General features: G+C 69.7%; 16 protein-coding genes. 5 read left to right on the top strand and 11 right to left on the bottom strand.

Translation table 11 applies throughout. The features are described from left to right. Positions 1 to 10: 10 nt before the first annotated feature. The 5 genes from AB0L53_RS48595 to ndhC all read right to left on the bottom strand — a co-directional run bounded on the left by AB0L53_RS48595 (position 11) and on the right by ndhC (position 3,577). Positions 11 to 979, bottom strand: a complete 969-nt coding sequence (locus tag AB0L53_RS48595) for a hypothetical protein (RefSeq protein WP_364010398.1) — start codon at positions 977 to 979, stop codon at positions 11 to 13. A gap of 164 nt (positions 980 to 1,143) precedes the next feature. Further along, entirely contained in the window at positions 1,144 to 2,085 is a 942-nt protein-coding gene (locus tag AB0L53_RS48590) for a complex I subunit 1 family protein (protein ID WP_357954881.1), read from the bottom strand. Beyond that, on the bottom strand, positions 2,078 to 2,611 hold the full coding sequence (locus AB0L53_RS48585; protein ID WP_357954879.1) for an NADH-quinone oxidoreductase subunit C: 534 nt from the start codon (positions 2,609 to 2,611) through the stop codon (positions 2,078 to 2,080). The genes AB0L53_RS48590 and AB0L53_RS48585 overlap by 8 nt, the downstream gene beginning before the upstream one ends. Then, positions 2,608 to 3,075 carry an NADH-quinone oxidoreductase subunit B family protein gene (locus AB0L53_RS48580; RefSeq protein ID WP_357955010.1) on the bottom strand — a complete coding sequence of 156 codons (468 nt, stop codon included), beginning with the start codon at positions 3,073 to 3,075 and terminating at the stop codon, positions 2,608 to 2,610. The genes AB0L53_RS48585 and AB0L53_RS48580 overlap by 4 nt, the downstream gene beginning before the upstream one ends. A gap of 130 nt (positions 3,076 to 3,205) precedes the next feature. Continuing rightward, a complete protein-coding gene (gene ndhC, locus AB0L53_RS48575) occupies positions 3,206 to 3,577 on the bottom strand; it encodes an NADH-quinone oxidoreductase subunit A (protein WP_358554047.1) in 372 nt (123 codons plus the stop codon). A gap of 85 nt (positions 3,578 to 3,662) precedes the next feature. On the opposite strand from ndhC, the gene AB0L53_RS48570 reads away from it, so the two are divergent. The 4 genes from AB0L53_RS48570 (at position 3,663) to AB0L53_RS48555 (ending at position 9,417) form a co-directional block, all read left to right on the top strand. After that, the gene (locus AB0L53_RS48570) at positions 3,663 to 5,147 is read left to right on the top strand and encodes a polysaccharide deacetylase family protein (RefSeq protein WP_364010393.1); all 1,485 of its coding nucleotides are present in this window, start codon (positions 3,663 to 3,665) and stop codon (positions 5,145 to 5,147) included. Between the two features lie 245 nt (positions 5,148 to 5,392). Beyond that, positions 5,393 to 7,237, top strand: a complete 1,845-nt coding sequence (locus AB0L53_RS48565; RefSeq protein WP_364010390.1) for a 2-oxoacid:acceptor oxidoreductase subunit alpha — start codon at positions 5,393 to 5,395, stop codon at positions 7,235 to 7,237. Next, positions 7,230 to 8,276, top strand: a complete 1,047-nt coding sequence (locus tag AB0L53_RS48560) for a 2-oxoacid:ferredoxin oxidoreductase subunit beta (protein WP_225298742.1) — start codon at positions 7,230 to 7,232, stop codon at positions 8,274 to 8,276. Before AB0L53_RS48565 ends, AB0L53_RS48560 begins: the two co-directional genes overlap by 8 nt. Positions 8,277 to 8,349: 73 nt before the next feature. Next, a complete protein-coding gene (locus tag AB0L53_RS48555; protein WP_364010387.1) occupies positions 8,350 to 9,417 on the top strand; it encodes an acyltransferase in 1,068 nt (355 codons plus the stop codon). Here AB0L53_RS48555 and AB0L53_RS48550 read toward each other — a convergent pair. Genes AB0L53_RS48550 through AB0L53_RS48530 form a run of 5 tightly spaced genes read right to left on the bottom strand, consistent with a single transcriptional unit; the run spans position 9,414 to position 15,860 of the window. Next, positions 9,414 to 10,289 carry a Gfo/Idh/MocA family oxidoreductase gene (locus AB0L53_RS48550; RefSeq protein ID WP_364010384.1) on the bottom strand — a complete coding sequence of 292 codons (876 nt, stop codon included), beginning with the start codon at positions 10,287 to 10,289 and terminating at the stop codon, positions 9,414 to 9,416. The genes AB0L53_RS48555 and AB0L53_RS48550 overlap by 4 nt on opposite strands. Beyond that, positions 10,286 to 11,599: a hypothetical protein gene (locus tag AB0L53_RS48545; RefSeq protein WP_364010381.1), complete on the bottom strand. Its 1,314-nt coding sequence runs from the start codon at positions 11,597 to 11,599 to the stop codon at positions 10,286 to 10,288. Before AB0L53_RS48545 ends, AB0L53_RS48550 begins: the two co-directional genes overlap by 4 nt. Before the next feature lie 13 nt (positions 11,600 to 11,612). Next, positions 11,613 to 12,905, bottom strand: a complete 1,293-nt coding sequence (locus AB0L53_RS48540; protein WP_364010378.1) for a hypothetical protein — start codon at positions 12,903 to 12,905, stop codon at positions 11,613 to 11,615. Between the two features lie 11 nt (positions 12,906 to 12,916). After that, positions 12,917 to 15,016 (bottom strand): glycosyltransferase, encoded by a 2,100-nt coding sequence (locus AB0L53_RS48535; protein ID WP_364010375.1) that lies wholly within the window; start codon positions 15,014 to 15,016, stop codon positions 12,917 to 12,919. Positions 15,017 to 15,038: 22 nt separating this feature from the next. After that, positions 15,039 to 15,860, bottom strand: coding sequence for a WecB/TagA/CpsF family glycosyltransferase (locus AB0L53_RS48530; RefSeq protein WP_364010372.1), 822 nt, complete (start codon positions 15,858 to 15,860; stop codon positions 15,039 to 15,041). A gap of 107 nt (positions 15,861 to 15,967) precedes the next feature. Between AB0L53_RS48530 and rfbC the strand changes: the two genes are divergently transcribed. Continuing rightward, the gene (gene rfbC, locus AB0L53_RS48525; protein WP_364010369.1) at positions 15,968 to 16,513 is read left to right on the top strand and encodes a dTDP-4-dehydrorhamnose 3,5-epimerase; all 546 of its coding nucleotides are present in this window, start codon (positions 15,968 to 15,970) and stop codon (positions 16,511 to 16,513) included. On the opposite strand, the gene AB0L53_RS48520 is transcribed toward rfbC, so the two are convergent. Next, positions 16,452 to 17,825, bottom strand: coding sequence for an O-antigen ligase family protein (locus AB0L53_RS48520; protein ID WP_364010366.1), 1,374 nt, complete (start codon positions 17,823 to 17,825; stop codon positions 16,452 to 16,454). The two genes, rfbC and AB0L53_RS48520, sit on opposite strands and share 62 nt — an antisense overlap. Positions 17,826 to 17,830 lie beyond the last annotated feature (5 nt).

Raw genomic sequence — 17,830 nt, 5'->3', positions numbered from 1 at the left:
GGCGACACGATCAGGGTGTCGCGTCCCGGGAGTTGAGGGTCAGGGCGATGTACTCCTCACGCGACACCGCATGCACGGCCAGCCCCAGCCCATGTCGGTGCGCGAAACGATTGGCCGCGTCGGGCAGCCACGGCCCCGGCAGATGGTGCACGGCATCGCCCTGCATATTAAGGATGACCAGTCCGGATAAGCCGTCGTAGTGGTAGAGCAGCAAACTCACCGCGTCCACCACCCTCTCACCGATCCTTATCCTCGGGAGTTGCTCCTTACCCCGGGTGATCTGCAGTTTGTCGCTTGACGTGACACTGATGTACGCCCCCGTGCCGGAGCCGAGGATCACGCCGCGATCAGCACGCCACCGCTGAACGCGAGCCGTCACCGGACGTACGACGAGCAGTAGGGGGCTGAAGCCCACCGCCAGCCACTTGGCCTCCACGACGTCCAAGAGCATCCGGCCGACCGCCGAGATGCCGCGCCAAGCCATCCACATGCCGGTCGACGCGAGGTACACCATCGCGGCCAGCCCGGCGACGCCGACGCCGATGCTCACCGGTTTGCGGTACCTGAGCAGCAGCGGTGGAGGCTGGCCGTGGAGGCGACGCCAGCCGGGAGCCCGGGCGGCGAGCACGGTGCGTACCCGCTTCGAGTCGTGGTGGCGGGCGTCGATCAGCGGGAGGCCGGTCTGCGCCACGAAGTCGGTCAGGTGTGCGAAGTGCCATTCGCCAGGCAGGTCGAGGAGCACCAGGCCGTCTTCGTCGAGCGCGGCCAAGCCCTGGACCGCGTGGGTCTTGGGCTTTTTGGACGACACGAGGAACGCCTGGTCGTAGCTGTAGCAGTAGAGCCTCGCGGGTCTCAGCTGTAAGGACTGGCCGGATGCGGTGTCGGTGACCGCCAGTGCGTCACCGTCCCACGAGATGGCGGTCTTGGGACAGCGCGTCCCAGGGTGCGCCCCCGCTACCGGTCGAAGCTGAACGTCCATGACGATCATCGTCCTCCCCCTAGCCCCCTAGTTACATAAGACGGATAAGTCGGAGCTAAAGTTTCGGGCCCGGGAAACGCCCACGTGATGGTCCAAAGGACTAATGCGGTGGCCACAACGGTCCCCGAGTGTTTCGTGAAGCGACCGTCTCGATCCCCGCCCCACTAAGTGAGGACCTTCACCACACCCGTGAGTGCCAGTTGCGCCAGCGCCAGCGGCACCAGCACCACCCAGGCCAGCTTCTGCAGTTGGTCCTCGCGCAGCCGGGGAAAACTCACCCGCAGCCAAATCACCAAGAAGGCCAGCACGAACACCTTGACCAGCGTCCACACCCACCCGGCCAGCAACGGCCCGTGCCAGCCGCCCAAGAACAGCACTGCGGTCAGGAACGACAGCACGACGATCCCCACATACTCCGAGAGCATGAACAGGGCGAACCGCATCCCGGTGTATTCGGTCATCGGGCCCATGATGATCTCGGACTCGGCGATCGGCATGTCGAAGGGCGGGCGGCGCAGCTCGGCCAGGCCGGCCAGGAAGAACACCACGCCGCCGATGGCCTGCCACGGCAGCCACCACCACTGCCACGCCGACACGATCCCCGGAATGGACAGCGTGCCCGCCGCCATCGCCACCGAGGAGGCCGCCAGTACCAGCGGCAGCTCGTACGACATGAGCTGGGCGGCCGCCCGCATGCCGCCGAGCACCGAGTATTTGTTGGCCGACGCCCACCCCGCCATGATCGAGCCGAGCACCCCGATGCCCATCACCGCGAGTACGAAGAACAGCCCGAGATCGAGGTCCACGCCGACCAGGCCCTGGTCGACGGGGATGGCGATCAGTACGAGCAGGTAGGGCACCAGCGCGACGCCCGGGGCGATCATGAAGATGCGCCGGTCGGCCGCGGCCGGGATGACATCCTCCTTCTGCGCGAACTTCACCCCGTCGGCGATGAGCTGCGCCCAGCCGTGGAAGCCGCCCGCGTACATCGGCCCGAGGCGCGACTGCATGTGCGCCATGACCTTGTGCTCGGTCTGCCCGACGATCAGTGGCAGCACGAGGAACACGACGAGAATGGCGGCGAAGCGCAGCACCACGTCAAGCATCGGGCGTCCCCCAGTCGGCGGGCACACCGGGCGGCAGCGTCTTGCGCCGGCTCGGCGAGCCGTGCCCCGATTCGCCCGGCTCCTTGGCTCCCGGCCAGGGCTTGGCCACCCGGGCGGCGAGGATGAAGTCCTTGCGCAGCGGATGCCCCTCGAAACCGTCGGGCAGAAGCAGCGGCACCAGGTAAGGGTGGCCGTCGAAGAGCACCCCGAACATCTCGTACGTCTCACGCTCGTGCCAGTTGGCGCCCCGGTAGACGCCCACGGCCGAGGGCAGGCGCGGGTCGGCGCGCGGCACCCGGGTGCGGACGAGCACGCGTTCGCACGAGTCGGGGTCGTAGACGTGGGCGACCACGAAGAACCCGTCGGGCGGGTCGTCGACCCCGGTCAGCCAGTCGAAGAAGGTGTGGCCGGAGTCCCTGAGGAAGGTCAGGACCTCGATCCAGTCCGCCGTGGCGACGTCGACGGTGGTCTCACCGAAGGAGGTGGAGACCGAGACCCGCTCGCCGAACCGCTCTTCGAGAGTCACAATTCTCCCTCGTGCGAGCGGGACCACACGTAACGGTCGCTCAGCCGCTCCGCCGCGATCTTCTCCTGCAGCTTCATGATCCCGTGCAGCAGCGCCTCGGGCCGGGGCGGGCACCCGGGCACATAGACGTCCACGGGAATGATCTGATCGACGCCATTGGTGACGCAGTAGGAGTCCCAGTAGGGCCCGCCGGTGTTGGAGCAGGCACCGAACGAGATCACGTATTTCGGGTCGGGCATCTGCTCATAGAGGCGCTTGACCGCGGGAGCCATCTTGTCCGTGACGGTGCCCGAGACGATCATCAGGTCGGCCTGGCGCGGCCCGTTGGCGAACGGGATCACCCCGAACCTGATGAAATCGTGCCGGCTCATCGAGGTCGCGATGAACTCGATCGCGCAGCAGGCGAGCCCGAAGTTGAACACCCACAGCGAATATCGCCGCCCCCAGTTGAGCACGAAGCGCATCGGCTTGGGCGCCAAGCGCGAGATCGGCCCCACTGTGGGCATCGGGAGATCCGTGGCTGCCATAGGACCATTGTCCCTCGCGATCTCCCCCAGGAGTAGAGAGTCCCCGGTTGATCGACCGAAAAACAACCTAAGTCCAGGCGAGTACGCGCTTCCGCCAGGCATAGAGGATGCCGAGCGCGATGAACCCCAGGAAGACGAACATCTCCACGAGCGTCGTCAGCCCGTATCCCGGCGCGTCGAAGACCGTGGCCCATGGGAAGAGGAAGACGGCGTCCACGGCGAAGACCACGTACAGGTAGGTGAAGACGTAGTAGCGCACCTGCGACTGGGCCCAGCCGTCGCCGACGGGGTCGACGCCGCACTCGTACGTGGTCAGCTTCTCGGCCGTCGGCCTGGTCGGGCGCAGGAGGCGGTTGGCCAGGAGGGCTCCGGCCACGATGGCCACGCCGATCAGCAGCAGCGCGGCGACCAGTATGTAGGACCCGAAGTAGCCGTCCATGTCCTGATCGTAACCCAGTCAAAGCTCCGTCCCTATCACCCCAAAACGGGGTAAACCACGCGATCTCCCCCATAATCTGGCGGCCATGCGCAAAAAGCGATTCTTCGGAGGAATCGCGCTGCTAGTCCTCTCCGCGGCAGGTGGTGGGCTGGCAACCGCCTCCCCCGAGCCTGAGCACGAGCACGACGTCATGGTCCCCGCGGAGCCGACCATGATCGACTTCGTCGACCCGGCGACCGTGGACGGTCTGGGCACCAGAACCCTGGGCGGGGACGAGGGCGAGAACGCGGGTCGCTATGTGCACCTCACCTACCCCCGGCTGCCGGACGCCCCCCGCCTCAACGCGGCCCTGCGCGGCGAGGCCGAGCGGGTGCTGCGCGGCTTCCGCGAGGCCACCAGGTTCGACGCGCCGCGCCCCCGCCCCGAGCTGAACATGGACTGGCAGCTCACCGCCGCCTCCGGCGAGATCGTCGGGGTACGGCTGCGCACCGGCGAGTCCCTCGGCGACGGCTGGAGCAACTCCACCCGGACCCTCTGGTACGACCGCAAGACCGGCCAGGCGACCGGCTCGACGGGCCTGCTCGCCGGGCAGAGCATGCTGTACGACCTCACGCGACTGGTCAGGAGCCAGCTCACCAAGCGCGGCACCCCCACGACCGCCCACGAGCTGACGGGCGAGCAGTTCGACTCGATGGCCTTCAACCATGACGGGGACCTGGTGGTGGAGTTCGACGACTGCCAGGTCGGGCCGTGCTCCCTCGGCCGCCTGGCCGTGGCCGTACCCGCCCGGCAGGTGGAGCCCCTGCTGTCGCCGACCGGACGGGCGGCTCAGCATGCCGTACGGACGGCCGCCGAGCAGGCGTCCGCGACCGTGCCGAAGACGGTCCCGACGCCCAGCCCCGAGGCCGCCAGCAACCAGGCGGGCTCGGTCGACTGCGCCGCGACCAAGTGCGTCGCGCTGACCTTCGACGACGGACCCGGCCCCGAGACGCCCCGGCTGCTCGACACGCTGCGCGAGGAAAAGGCGCGGGCCACCTTCTTCACCATCGGCATCAACGCCGCCGCCCGGCCGGACCTGGTGCGCAGGATGAGTGCCGAGGGGCATCTGGTGGCCAACCACACCTGGGCGCACCGGGACCTGTCGAAGCTGCCGACCAGTAAGATCGCCGATGCGCTGGGCCGGGCCGAGGACGCCATTACGGCCATCATCGGCGAGCGCCCCACGCTGTTGCGCGCTCCCTACGGGGCGGTCAGCGAGGACGTCACGGACGTGGCGGGAGAGATGGGCCTCGCCATCGTCGGCTGGGACGTCGACGCGGGCGACGGACGCGTGGACGACGCCAAGACGATCACCGACCGGGTGACCCGGCGGGCGCGAGCCGGGAGCATCGTGCTCATGCACAACGTCAACAAGACGATCGTGGACGCGGTCCCGGGCATCATCAAAAGATTGCGCGGGAAGGGTTACACCCTCGTTACCGTTCCAGAGTTGTATGGAACAGCAGGGATGCAGGCAGGACGCCTTTACCGGCCGGGGTCGGAGAGCACGCCGCAGCGCCCCCAGACGTAGTCCACGTCTTGGGGGGACGTATAGTTGGCGCTCGTGACCCGAACAGTCCTCTTCGCACGGCTGCACGTAGACCTGTGCACAATCGCCGGCGGCCTGTGTCACCCCTAGTGGTTCTCCGGTAGCCCCTGATTGCCTCCGCGTTTACCCGCATTATGTGGCGAGGAAACGTGTTGAACCTCGCGAGGATCTAGCATGGAAACTGAGAACGCGCCCACAGCCACCGGCGCGTCGAGGAGGACTGAGCTGTGACGAAGCAGGTCCAGCAACTCGACCGCGTGATCATCCGATTCGCCGGGGACTCCGGTGACGGTATGCAGCTCACGGGCGACCGCTTCACCGCGGGCACCGCGGAGTTCGGCAACGACCTGTCGACGCTGCCCAACTTCCCCGCCGAGATCCGCGCCCCCGCAGGCACCCTCCCCGGTGTGTCGAGCTTTCAGCTGCACTTCGCCGACCACGACATCCTGACGCCGGGTGACGCCCCCAACGTGCTCGTCGCAATGAACCCGGCGGCGCTGAAGGCCAACCTGGGCGACCTGCCCCGTGGCGCCGACATCATCGCCAACATCGACGAGTTCACCAAGCGCAACCTGCAGAAGGTCGGCTACGCGGCCAACCCGCTGGAGGACGACTCGCTCAGTGAGTGGCGCGTCCACGCGGTGGCGCTGACCTCGCTGACGGTCAAAGCGCTCGAAGGCTTCGAGCTGTCCAAGAAGGACGCCGAGCGTTCGAAGAACATGTTCGCGCTGGGCCTGCTCTCGTGGCTGTACCACCGGCCGACCGAGCACACGGTCAAGTTCCTTGAGCAGAAGTTCGCCAAGAAGCCGGAGATCGCCAAGGCCAACATCGCGGCCTTCCAGGCGGGCTGGAACTACGGCGAGACCACCGAGGCGTTCTCGGTCTCCTACGAGGTGAAGCCGGCCCAGCTGGCGCCCGGTGTCTACCGCAACATCTCGGGCAACCAGGCCCTGGCCTACGGCCTCATCGCCGCGAGCGTGCAGTCGAAGCTGCCGCTGTTCCTCGGCTCCTACCCGATCACGCCGGCCAGCGACATCCTGCACGAGCTGTCCAAGCACAAGCGGTTCGGTGTCCGCACCTTCCAGGCGGAGGACGAGATCGCGGGTGTCGGCGCGGCGCTGGGCGCGGCGTTCGGCGGCGCGCTGGGCGTGACCACGACGTCGGGGCCCGGTGTGGCGCTGAAGGCCGAGACCGTCGGCCTGGCGGTCACCACGGAGCTGCCGCTGCTCATCGTCGACGTGCAGCGGGCGGGTCCGAGCACCGGCATGCCGACCAAGACCGAGCAGACCGACCTGCTGATGGCCATGTTCGGCCGCAACGGCGAGTCTCCGCTGCCGATCGTGGCGCCGATGTCGCCGAGCGACTGCTTCGACGCCGCCATCGAGGCGGCGCGGATCGCGGTCAAGTACCGCACCCCGGTCATGCTGCTGTCGGACGGCTACCTGGCCAATGGCTCCGAGCCGTGGCGCCTGCCGGAGGTGTCCGAACTACCCGACATCTCCCAGGAGTTCACCACGGCGCCGAACGGTACCGACGGCGAGTTCCTGCCGTTCAAGCGCGACACCGACACGCTCGCCCGCCCGTGGGCCATCCCCGGCACGCCGGGCCTGGAGCACCGGATCGGCGGCATCGAGAAGGCCGACGGCACGGGCAACATCAGCTACGACCCGAACAACCACGACCTGATGGTCAGGACCCGGGCCGCCAAGATCGCCGGCGTCGACGTGCCCGACCTTGAGGTCGACGACGCCGACGGCGACGCCAAGGTGCTGGTGCTGGGCTGGGGTTCGACCTACGGCCCGATCGCGGCGGCCGTACGCCGCATCAGGAAGAGCGGCGGCAAGGTCGCGCAGGCGCACCTGCGCCACCTCAACCCCCTGCCCGCCAACACCGGCGAGGTGCTCAAGAGCTACGACAAGGTGCTGCTGCCCGAGATCAACCTGGGCCAGCTCGCGCTGCTGCTGCGGGCGCGCTACCTCGTCGACATCATCAGCTACAACCGTGTGCGCGGGCTTCCGTTCAAGGCCGAGGAGCTGGCCGGAGTCATCCAGGACGTGATCGACAGTGACTGAGCTGATCAATGGGAAGGGCCTCTCGCTCGTCCCCAAGACGGACACCAAGCAGGGCCTGAAGGACTTCAAGTCCGACCAGGAGGTGCGCTGGTGCCCCGGTTGCGGTGACTACGCGATCCTGGCCGCCGTGCAGAGCTTCCTGCCGGAGCTCGGGCTCAAGCGCGAGAACATCGTGTTCGTCTCCGGGATCGGCTGCTCCTCCCGCTTCCCGTACTACCTCAACACCTACGGCTTCCACTCGATCCACGGCCGCGCGCCGGCGATCGCGACCGGGCTCGCCGCGAGCCGGCCCGACCTGTCGGTGTGGGTGATCACGGGTGACGGTGACGCGCTGTCGATCGGCGGCAACCACCTGATCCACGCGCTGCGCCGCAACGTCAACCTCAACATCCTGCTGTTCAACAACAGGATCTACGGTCTGACCAAGGGCCAGTACTCCCCCACCTCGGAAGTCGGCAAGATCACAAAGTCGACGCCGATGGGCTCGCTGGACAAGCCGTTCAACCCGATCTCGCTGGCCATCGGCGCCGAGGCGTCGTTCGTGGCCAGGACGATCGACTCCGACCGCAAGCACCTGCAGTCGGTGCTGCGCGAGGCCACCGCCCACCGCGGCACCTCGCTGGTGGAGATCTACCAGAACTGCAACATCTTCAACGACAACGCCTTCGAGCAGCTCAAGGATCCGGAGATCCGCGACGACATCACGCTGCGGCTGGAGCACGGGCAGCCGATCGTGTCGGCGTCGAAGGCGGTCGTCAGGGCGGCCAACGGCGGCATCGAGGTGGCCGACCGCGCCTCGGTGAGCGCCGACCAGATCCTGGTGCACGACGCGCACCACCCCGACCCGTCGCTGGCCTTCGCGCTGTCGCGGCTGGACGAGCCCGCGTTCGAGCACGTGCCGATCGGCATCTTCCGCTCGATCGACCGGCCCGCGTACGACGTGCTGATGGCCGAGCAGATGGAGGAGGCCGTGGCGCAGAAGGGCGCCGGCGACCTCAGCGAGCTGCTCATGGGTGGAGACACCTGGCGCATCGGCTGAAACCGTGGGGTAACGCAGCTCCTTCGCGAACCGATACACCTCCGATGCATCGGACTCGCGGGGGAGCTGCGGAGTGGCCGAAGCGCAAAACGGGCCTGGTCAATCCCGGCTGAACGCCTTCAACCTGCTGCGCCTCCTGGGCGCGCTCGCGGTCATCGTCGAGCACAGCTGGGTGCTGACCGGACACGGGACACCTCTGACCCCGGACAGCGGGATAGGGGTCGGCGGCATAGGCGTCGGGGTCTTCTTCCTCATCAGCGGCTACCTGATCAGCACGAGCTGGCTGTCCGACCCGTCGGTACGCCGCTACACGCTCCGCCGGGCGCTGCGCATCTATCCCGCGTACGCGCTCGTCGTCGTCGCCACGGCCCTGCTGCTCGGGCCCCTGGTGAGCGCGCTGCCCGCCGCCTCCTACTTCTCCGGCTCCGGCGCCTGGAGCTACATCGCCAGAGGGCTGCTCATCCAGCCGGTGAGCTACGCGCTGCCGGGCGTCTTCCAGGGCCTCCCCTATCCGAGCGCGGTCAACGGGTCGCTCTGGACGATCTGGGTGGAGGTGCTCTGCTACGTCGGCGTGGCGGTCATGGGCCTGCTGGGGCTGCTACGCCGCCGGACGGTCCTGGTCGGGCTGGTGCTGCTCGCGCTGGCCGCCGCCTCGGTCATCCACCTCACCGGCTACTCCGGTCCGCTCATCCCCCTGGTCGTGTCGGCGTACGCCGCGCAGCCCGTCGCGTTCTTCGCGCTCGGCATGCTGATCCGGGAGTTGCGCTGGGTCCCGCCGCTGTGGCTGACGGTCCCCGTGCTGCTCGCGTGGTGGCTGCTGTGGGGCACGCCGGTGGCCAATCTGGGGGCTATCGCGGCGGTCACCTGCCTCACGTTCCTCATCGCCTTCCGCGCGCCGGCGTGGCTGCACCGGCCGACCGGCTCCTACGACCTGTCGTACGGGACCTACCTGCTGGCCTTCCCCGCCCAGCAGGTGCTGGTCCAGTACGGGCTCCGGGTCCCCGCGCTCGTGTTGCTGGCCACGGTCGGCATCGTGCTGCCGCTGGCCGCGCTGAGCTGGCGGCTGGTCGAGCGGCCCGCGCTGCGCCTGCGGCAGCGCAAGCCCGTCCCGGTCCCGGTCGCGGCCCCCGAGACCTCTTAGCGCGGCTCCGCCTGCGCCAGGAGCCGCTGCAGGTGCAGGCCCCGGTGCACGTCGATCTCGTGTGAGCGGCCGATCCGTACGGCGGTGGCGAACTCGGAGCGCAGGGTCGCCCTGGTCTCCGTCGAGTCCTCCGGCAGCTGTTCGGAGTCGAGCACCAGCGTGCCCTCCGGGCCGTACAGCTCATAGCGGGTCCGGCGGCGCTGCGGGACCCGGCCGCAGATCGTCAGCTGGCTGATCACCTCGTTCTCGTGCAGGCAGGTCAGCGCCAGGAAGCCGGACCGATTTCCGGCCGGTCTGATCTCCGTGATGCGGCCCAGCGCCGCGTCGAGCAGGTCCAGGCCGTGCGGTCCGGTGTTGTAGAGCACGCCCGCGCGGGAGCGCCACGGGCTGTCGGCGAAGGTGTCGTCGAGGAATTCGCCGGTGAGCTGCATGGCGCGGGCGCCGATGGCCGGGAAGTCGCGGGCCCGCTTGAGGAACTCGCGTACGGCGGGACGGTAGCGGTTGGTCAGTACGAGTTGCGTGGCCACGCCGGTGGCGTCGACCGCGTCGGCGAGCGCCTGCGCGTCGCGTACGGTCAGCGCGATCGGCTTCTCCAGCAGCAGCGCCCGGCCCTGGCGGGCCGCCTGGACGGCCATGGCCGCCTGGACGTCGGGCGGGACGGCGAAGACCACGGCCTCGCACCGCTCCAGCAGCCGCTCGTAGGAGGTGAAGGCGGGCACGCCGAAGCGTTCGGCCAGCGCCTGGGCGGCCGGGGCGCGCCTGCTCCAGACGCCAGCCAGCCGGGTCTCGGGCCCGGCGGCGAAGACGGGGGCGTGGAAGTCCCGCGCCCAGGGCCCGGCGCCGACCAGGCCCACGTTCACCGGCGCGCTCATGCCGTGACCTTGTAGACGTGGTAGGTGTTCTCCCGCTCGAAGGTGTCGGTGAAGCCGCCGTCCTTCACGGGCAGTGTCCTGTTCTCGAACAGCACCTCCACGCTGGAGGCCGAGTCCAGCGCCTTGGGCAGTTTCAGCGTCTGCCGCCCCGGCTGGACGCCCGCCTTGGGCATGGCGAAGACGTAGGAGGAGCCGTCGAGGTCCTTGAGCATGGTGTCGAGTCCCGGCGCGAAGGTGTGGACGTAGGACTGGGTGTTCAGGACGGGCGCGAGGGTGCGGATCCGCCGGTTCAGCTCCGTCACGGCCGTCCGCGTCGCCTGGGCGCACGGCTCGCGCAGCACGTGCTGGCTCGGGCAGGGCCCGGCGAAGCTGTGGTTGAAGTAGATGACGCCGCGTGCCTCGTGGATGAGGGAGTTCATCACCGCGCCAGCCAGCTCGTCGCCGGTGATCGCGCGCAGGCCGTTCGAACCCGGCCAGCCGAGCTCCACGAACGCGTAGATCGGCTGCCTCTTGCCGTCCAGGGCGTCGAGCTTCCTGCCTCGGTCGACGACCATGCCGTAGTTGGCGGCTCGCGGGCACCGGTCGGGTGGCAGCTTGATGAAGTTCTCGGCCTCCGGGCAGATGCCGGTGTCGGTGTACCAGTACACGTCGGTGGACATGACGTCGGTGTAGCTGTTGACGAACTTCTTCGCCTCGTCGTCGGACTCCCACATGGCGATGCCCTTGCCGTAGTTGGCGTAGTGCAGGCGGCCGTCGTTCTTGGGCAGTTTGTCCTTCAGGGTGCGCATCGCCGTGTAGCCGCAGGGCGGCTTGTCGGGCAGGCACACCTGGCCTTCCCCGCCGTACTTGCCGCTCCAGACGCCGTCGCCCGGCCCGGCGAACATGTCGGGCTCGTCGGCGATCATCCAGCCGACCGTCTCGCTGCCCGAGCCCGCCAGGGGCTTGCTGGTGATCGCCGACATTCCGTTGGCGCGGATCAGTCCCATATTGCTGTTGGCCGTCAGCTCGACGTAGGTGTTGAGCCCGGCCTCCTTGTCCATCCGCACGTCGCGTTCCTCGACGACGGACTCGAACCAGACTCCGATGGGGAAGAACGATGGATCGGTCCAGCCCGCGGCGGCCGGGGCGCTGAACTTGGCGTAATAGGCCGGGCCGCCGTCCCAGGGGACGCGCAGCAGGCCGAGGTCGTCTCGGGTCGACTTGGCCTGCGCGAACACCCAGCCCACGGCGATCACCAGCAAGGCGGTGACCGCGATGAGCAAGATCCGGCTGCGCGTCCTGTTCGTCCTGTTCGTCGTTCGAGAAGTCATTGCCCTCCCAGCGCTACGGGGCGATCCGGTAGACGTGATAGCTGTGCTCCGCGTCGAAGGTCTCGGTGAAGTGTCCCTCCCTGTCGACCGGGATGGACCGGTCTTCGAAGATCTCCTCGATGTGGCCCGCCGCCGAAAGATCGCTGGGTACGGTCAGCACGCGCGGCCCCGGAGCCTGGCCCCGGCCGAGCATCGCGAACAGGTAGTAGGCGCCGTCGTGGCGCTTCAGCATGGTGTCCAGCTCGGGCGCGAAGTCGTAGGCGTACGACTGGGTGTTGAGCACCGGCGCGAGCCGGGCGATCCGGCGGTCGAGCTCGGCGACCCCGTGCCTGACCGCCTTCCCGCAGGCGCGCCGGAGCACGTTGTCCACTTTGCAGGCGGGGTCCGTGCCGTGCGCGTCGTAGACGATCCCCCTGGCGCCGTGTATCAGGGCGCTCATCGCCGCGCCGCCCACCTGCTCGGAGGTGAGGCCGGAGAGCGAGATGATCGCGTACACCGGCTGCCGGCGGCCGTCGGCGGCGTCCAGGGTGCGCATCCGCTCGACGGTCGCGCCGTAGTTGGCCGCCAGGCGGCACTGGGCCGCCGGGAGCTGCAGCCACCGGGTGGCCTCGGCGCAGACGTTGGGGTCGCCGTACCAGGAGACGTCGGCCGCGACCACGTCCGAGTAGCCGTTGACGAACTTGGCGGCCAGCGCCTCCTCCTCCCAGTAGGCCACGCCCTTGCCGAAGGAGGCGTAACGCAGCCGCTCGCCCTTGGGCAGGCGCTCGGCGAGCGTGCGCATGACGGTGTAGCCGCAGGTGACGAGTACGGGGACGCAGACGGGTTTGGTGGTGAAACCGCGGGCGCCCGTCCAGCGCCCGTTGCCCGGTCCCGCCCACACGTCGGCCTTGTCGGCGATCAGCCAGCCCACGGTCTCGGCGCCCGCGCCGGGCAGCGGGCGGCTGGTCAGCGCGGTCATGCCGGACTTCCTGAGCAGCTCCGGGCGGCTGCCGTCGGCCAGTTCGACGTAGGTGTTGATGCCCGCCGCCCGGTCCAGCGCGACCTCCCGGCCGGTCCGCGCCGAGGCGAACCAGAGCCCCACGGGGAAGAAGCCGGGACGGGTCCAGCCCGCCCCGACGGCCGCCGCCGAGCCCTTGTAGGCTGCGGGACCGCCTTCCCAGGGCACCGCCCGCAAGGCCATCGTGGGCGCGGGCAGCGTGCTCGCGACGGGCTTCGGCGGGACGGACCGCAGCCACAGCCCGCCCCCGACGGCCACCGTCGCGGCGGTGAGCAGCGCCGCCCACCGCGTGACTGTCAGTATCCTCACGCCCACCCTCTTCAACGCCGTGCGTCTGGTGTCTGCTCGGCCAGCGCCATGAGGTCGGCCGCCCGCGCCGACCAGGAGGCGCCGGCCAGCGAGCCGCGCAGCCGCTCCGGCGACTGCGGGCCGCCTTCGGCCAGGCAGACGCGGATGGCCTCGATGAACTGCTCAGGGGTGGTCGCGGTCCTGACGCGGTCGGCGTAGTGGGCCAGCTCGTCGAACTCGGTGCTGACCACGGGCAGGCCGAGCGCCAGGAACTCCTTCAGCTTGATCGGGTTCGCGTGTTTGATCCACTCGTTGTCCAGCCACGGCATGATCGCCACGTCGAAGCCCGAGCCGTAGGCGGGGATCACCGAATAGGGGCGCAGGCCCAGCCAATGCACATTCGGGTGCTTGGTGAGCCGTTCGATCTGCCCGTTCGCGTCGCCGACGAGCACCAGTGACGCCTCGGGCAGGCCGAGCGCGACCCGTTCGAGCAGGTCGAAGTCCACCACGAAGTCGTCCAGGGCGCCGAAGAAGCCGATCCTGGGCCCCGGTACGGCCCGCAGGTCGGCGGGCTGCCGGTCGGCCGGTACGCGGCTGAAGTGCTCCAGGTCGACGCCGTGGTCGAGGAAGCGCGCCCGCGTGCCCGCGAGCGGGCGTTCCTCGGCCATGAGCCCTCGGCTGGCGTACACCACGTGGTCGGCACGTTCCAGAAGGTCACGTTCGAGGGCCTCGATCGTCCTCGTGTCGGACTCGGGGAAGGCGGAGTGGCGGTCCGAGCGGTTGAAGATCAGCGCGCGGCGGCGCATCGGGCGTACCACGTCCCAGGCGGTGGGGATGGTCACCACGATCACCGGCACCTTCAGGCCCAGCCACCCGCAGACCGCCCGTACCTGCGTCCTGACCAGCCAGGCGTTCAGCCCGCGGCCCAGGCGCGAGCCGTACAGGGGGAACGGGAGCGGCGACATCACCCATAGGTTCGGCTCCACCCGCCTGACGAACTTGGCCACGCTGCGCAGCTTCCTGGCGATGCGCCGCAGCACGAAGGTGGAGCGGCCGGGCAGCGGCATCCGCATGCCGATGCTGTTGACGATCAGCACCTTGCGCGACCCCGCGAGGTGGCGCATGAGCTGGAAGTCGGAGTGGGCCCGGTTGTGGTACCACCAGTCCTGGGCGGAGAAGCAGACGTAGGCGGGCGGCGATAACGGGCGGCCGCCCGGCGGCGTGGGCCACTCGTCCATCGTCGCGAGTTCGCGCAACGCCGCCCGGTGCCGCTCCCCTGCCCGCCGGCCACGGGTGACGGCGCGCAGGGCCTCGTTCAGGGCGACCGCCAGGCGCATGAGCAGCGCGCGGGGCCTGCCGTACCGCTGCCGGTGCAGCCGCACCCGGTTGGCGGCGGCCAGCGTCCACAGCGGGGCGGAGTTGGCCTGCTCGCCGCCGAGGTGGACGGCCACCGCCCCTGGCTCGTAGCGGATCGAGAAGCCGTGGTCGCGGATCTTGAGCATGTACTCGGTCTCCTCCGAGTACAGGAAGTAGCGCTCGTCGAGCGGTCCCACCGCGTCCAGGCAGGCGCGCGAGACCAGCCAGGCGGCGCCCGTCGCCCAGTCGGGCGTGCCCGGCCGCTCGTAGGCGCGCGGGTCGACGACGAGCTCGCCCAGCGGCGCGTGTTGGCCCGCTCTGAGCCCGCCGAGCAGCGCCTCTCCCACGGCCCGAAGGACCGTGGGGCGCCGGCGCAGGGACAGCTGCAACGTGCCGTCGGCGCCCAGCAGCCGGGGCACCGCGATGCCCGTGCCGGGCACGGCCAGCGCCTCGCGCAGCAGGCGCACCGAGTCGGGTTTGAGCCGGATGTCGGCGTTGAGGATGAGGACGTCGCAGCCGGGGGCGGCGGCGATGCCCGCGTTGACGCCCGCCGAGAACCCGCCGTTGCGGCCCGTTCTGACCAGCTCGACAGGCACCCCTGTGGCGAGCACCCGCTCCACCGTGTCGTCGGGGGAGTCGTTGTCCACGACGATGATCCGGGCCGGCTCCCCCTCGCTCAGCACGGTGTCCAGAGAGCGCAGGCACTCCTCGATGACCTGCCCGCTCTGGTAGGTGACGATCACGATGGCAAGCGGCGACCGCTCGGGAACAGTCATCAGGCAGACCAATCTGTGGGGGTCAGGAGCGCCGGCCCGCGGCCAGCCGGTGCCACGCGGCCCCGGCCAGCAGCCTGAGCGCGAAGGGCAGGTCGTCACGCAGATAGCGGCGGACGAGTCGACGGGGTTCGAGGGCGAGCCTGAACAGCCACTCGCCGCCCACCCTTTGGATCCCGTCCGGAGCCCGCCGGAACTGCCCGGCGGCCATCGGGATCGCGGCGCCGCAGCCGATGTACCAGGCGTGCGGGAGTTCAGGGCGGAGCGCGGCTATGACGCGTTCCTGCTTGGGAAAGCCCAGGCCGACGAAGACGAGGTCGGGAGCGGCCGCGCGGACCTTCTCCACGGTCTCCGCCATCCCGCCGGCCAGCCGCTCGAAGCCGAAGGGCGGCGCGTACACCCCGGCCACCCGCAATCCGGGGTAACGCCCGGCCAATACCTCGCCGGCGGCCTCCGCCACCCCCGGTTCGCCGCCGAGCAGGAACACCGACCGCCCCTCGCGGGCGGCGACCTCACTGAGGGTGAAGATCAGGGAGGCCCCGGTGACGCGGTCGGATACGCGCAGCCCGCCGAGCCGAGCCGCCCACACCACCGGCATGCCGTCCGCGACCACGAGTTCGGCGCCCGCCACGAGCTCGGCGAGCTCGGGGTCGCGGCCGGCGGCGCGGACGATGTCCACGTTGGCGGTCACGATCATGCCGCCCAGGCCGTCGTGCCAGGCCCGCGCGAGGTGCTCGGCGACCTCCGGCTCGGTGATGGCGTCGATCCCGACGGCGCCCACCCGCGCGCGCGGCGCGACAGGTAAGGCGCGGTTCTTTGGACCGTTCTCATCCGACGAGTGGTCCATCGGAATGCCGCACCCCCCGTCTGCCGACTCACCCTTTGGACATCGGTATCGGGCTATATCCGTTACACGGTGGCCGACCGGAGGAGACACCCGCCAGGATGGGCTCCATGAGAGTCGAACAAGGCGCGCTCGCGGGGACCTTGCTGTTCGTCCCGAGCCCGCACAGTGACGAGCGCGGCCTGTTCACCAGGACGTTCGACGCCGAGATCGCGGCCGAGCACGGCCTGGACGCCGCGGCGTTCGTCCAGGACAGCCAGTCCCGCACGGTCAAGGGCGCGGTCAGGGCCATGCACGGCCGCTCCGGCCGGGGCGAGGCCAAGCTCGTCAGGTGCGCCCGCGGCGCGGTGTACGACGTCCTCGTGGACGCCCGGCCCGGCTCGCCCACCTTCGGCGAGCAGATGTCGGTGCTCCTCGACGACGAGACCTTCACGCACCTGTACGTGCCGCCCGGCCTGCTCCACGGCTACCAGGCGCTGAGCGACGCCGACGTCTGCTACCGGATCGACCGGCCGCACGACCCGGCCGAGGACATCTCCGTCCGCTACGACGACCCCGACCTGTCGATCGACTGGCCGCTCCCGGTCTCGGCGATCAGCGCGCGGGATCTGGCGGCCGGCTCGTGGAAAGAGGCACGGCGGCGGCTGGAGGGCTGACCTCGCGGCGCGGGGACTCTTTGAACGTCCCCGCGCCCGAAAGCCCGGCCTCGCGGCGCGCGGCCCGCATCAACGCCCCGGCCAGGCCGATGAGCAGGAACGACAGCGCGGTGGCGGTGCTGAAGGAGTTCAGGTCGAAGGTGGCCGAGCCCACCACCGGCACGATCAGGCAGGCGGCCAGCGTCAGCCCGAGGTCGCGGGTGCGGTCGTCCTGGCTGATGCTCCTGACGCGAACGGCCGACCACATCCCGACGACGAACAGGCCGACGAACGCCAGCACGCCGATCGCGCCGCCCTGCACGGCCGTCAGCAGGTACTGGTTGTCGAAGACCGGGTGGTGCGGCGGGAACCAGGTGCCGTTGCCCCGGCCCAGCAGGGGATGCTGCGAGAACTCCGAGATCGCCGTGGTGTAGTCGTTGGTCCGCCAGCGCAGGCTCTCGTCGTTGTCCAGGTTGGTGAACAGCCCGGCGATGGCGCCGATCAGGCCGGGCACGAGCAGCTTCATGACGACCAGGAAACCGGCGAGCGCGACGGCCGCCCTGACGCGCCGGGCGTTGGGCCAGCCGAGGAACAGCACCGCCCCGGAGGCGGCCAGGCCCAGGACCGTCGAACGTGAGGCGGAGAAGGCCATCCCACAGGCGATCAGCGCCACCACGGTCCACCAGCGCCGCTGCGGCTCACCGTGTTCGCGCGCGCCGAAGGCGTAGTGGAGGGCGACCGGCAGCACCATCGCGGACACGACGCCGAACTCGATGGGGTGCCCCGCGGTCGAGGCCACCCGGTTGAGCCCGTTGCGCTCCAGGATCGTCACCTCAACCGCCCGTATGCGGCTGCCGGGGATCTGCATGTACTGGGTCACGTCGAACGACAGCAGGAACTGGATCGCGCCGATCACCCCCATGATGGCGCCGACCACCACCAGCGTCTTCAGCACCAGGTCGAGCCGCTCGCGGCTGGGCACGCCGTCCACGCCGATCAGCGCGATGCCCACCATCGCGACCGCGATGACCAGCACGTGGTCGGACAGGTCCTGCTCGTAGGAGGGCAGCCACCCGGCGGAGGCGTAGGCGTAGGTCGCGAGGAAGGCGAGCGCGTAGAAATAGATCGCGTAGCGCACCGCCGACGGCCCCTTGGCCGCGCCGAGCGTACTGGTGAGGTGCGCGCAGAACCACCAGACGGCGGCGAACAGCCCGATGGCCTCCGCGTAGGTGAGGTCGAACGGCAGGCCGCCGATCACCTGACGGGCGGGCACCAGCATGAGGACCACGGTGAAGATCGCGCACAGGGTCGCGGCGTCGGCCCTGTGGGGCACTGGCC

The organism is Nonomuraea sp. NPDC052129 (assembly GCF_040680095.1).
GTDB lineage: Bacteria > Actinomycetota > Actinomycetes > Streptosporangiales > Streptosporangiaceae > Nonomuraea.
This window is presented reverse-complemented; position numbering and strand designations above follow the sequence as displayed.

What these genes read in the sequence shown, in the direction of transcription:
- AB0L53_RS48595 (WP_364010398.1), bottom strand. Translation starts at nt 979, where the DNA reads ATGGACGTTCAGCTTCGACCGGTAGCGGGGGCGCACCCTGGGACGCGC.
- AB0L53_RS48590 (WP_357954881.1), bottom strand. Translation starts at nt 2,085, where the DNA reads ATGCTTGACGTGGTGCTGCGCTTCGCCGCCATTCTCGTCGTGTTCCTC.
- AB0L53_RS48580 (WP_357955010.1), bottom strand. Translation starts at nt 3,075, where the DNA reads ATGCGCTTCGTGCTCAACTGGGGGCGGCGATATTCGCTGTGGGTGTTC.
- ndhC (WP_358554047.1), bottom strand. Translation starts at nt 3,577, where the DNA reads ATGGACGGCTACTTCGGGTCCTACATACTGGTCGCCGCGCTGCTGCTG.
- AB0L53_RS48570 (WP_364010393.1), top strand. Translation starts at nt 3,663, where the DNA reads ATGCGCAAAAAGCGATTCTTCGGAGGAATCGCGCTGCTAGTCCTCTCC.
- AB0L53_RS48550 (WP_364010384.1), bottom strand. Translation starts at nt 10,289, where the DNA reads ATGAGCGCGCCGGTGAACGTGGGCCTGGTCGGCGCCGGGCCCTGGGCG.
- AB0L53_RS48545 (WP_364010381.1), bottom strand. Translation starts at nt 11,599, where the DNA reads ATGACTTCTCGAACGACGAACAGGACGAACAGGACGCGCAGCCGGATC.
- AB0L53_RS48535 (WP_364010375.1), bottom strand. Translation starts at nt 15,016, where the DNA reads ATGACTGTTCCCGAGCGGTCGCCGCTTGCCATCGTGATCGTCACCTAC.
- AB0L53_RS48530 (WP_364010372.1), bottom strand. Translation starts at nt 15,860, where the DNA reads ATGGACCACTCGTCGGATGAGAACGGTCCAAAGAACCGCGCCTTACCT.
- rfbC (WP_364010369.1), top strand. Translation starts at nt 15,968, where the DNA reads ATGAGAGTCGAACAAGGCGCGCTCGCGGGGACCTTGCTGTTCGTCCCG.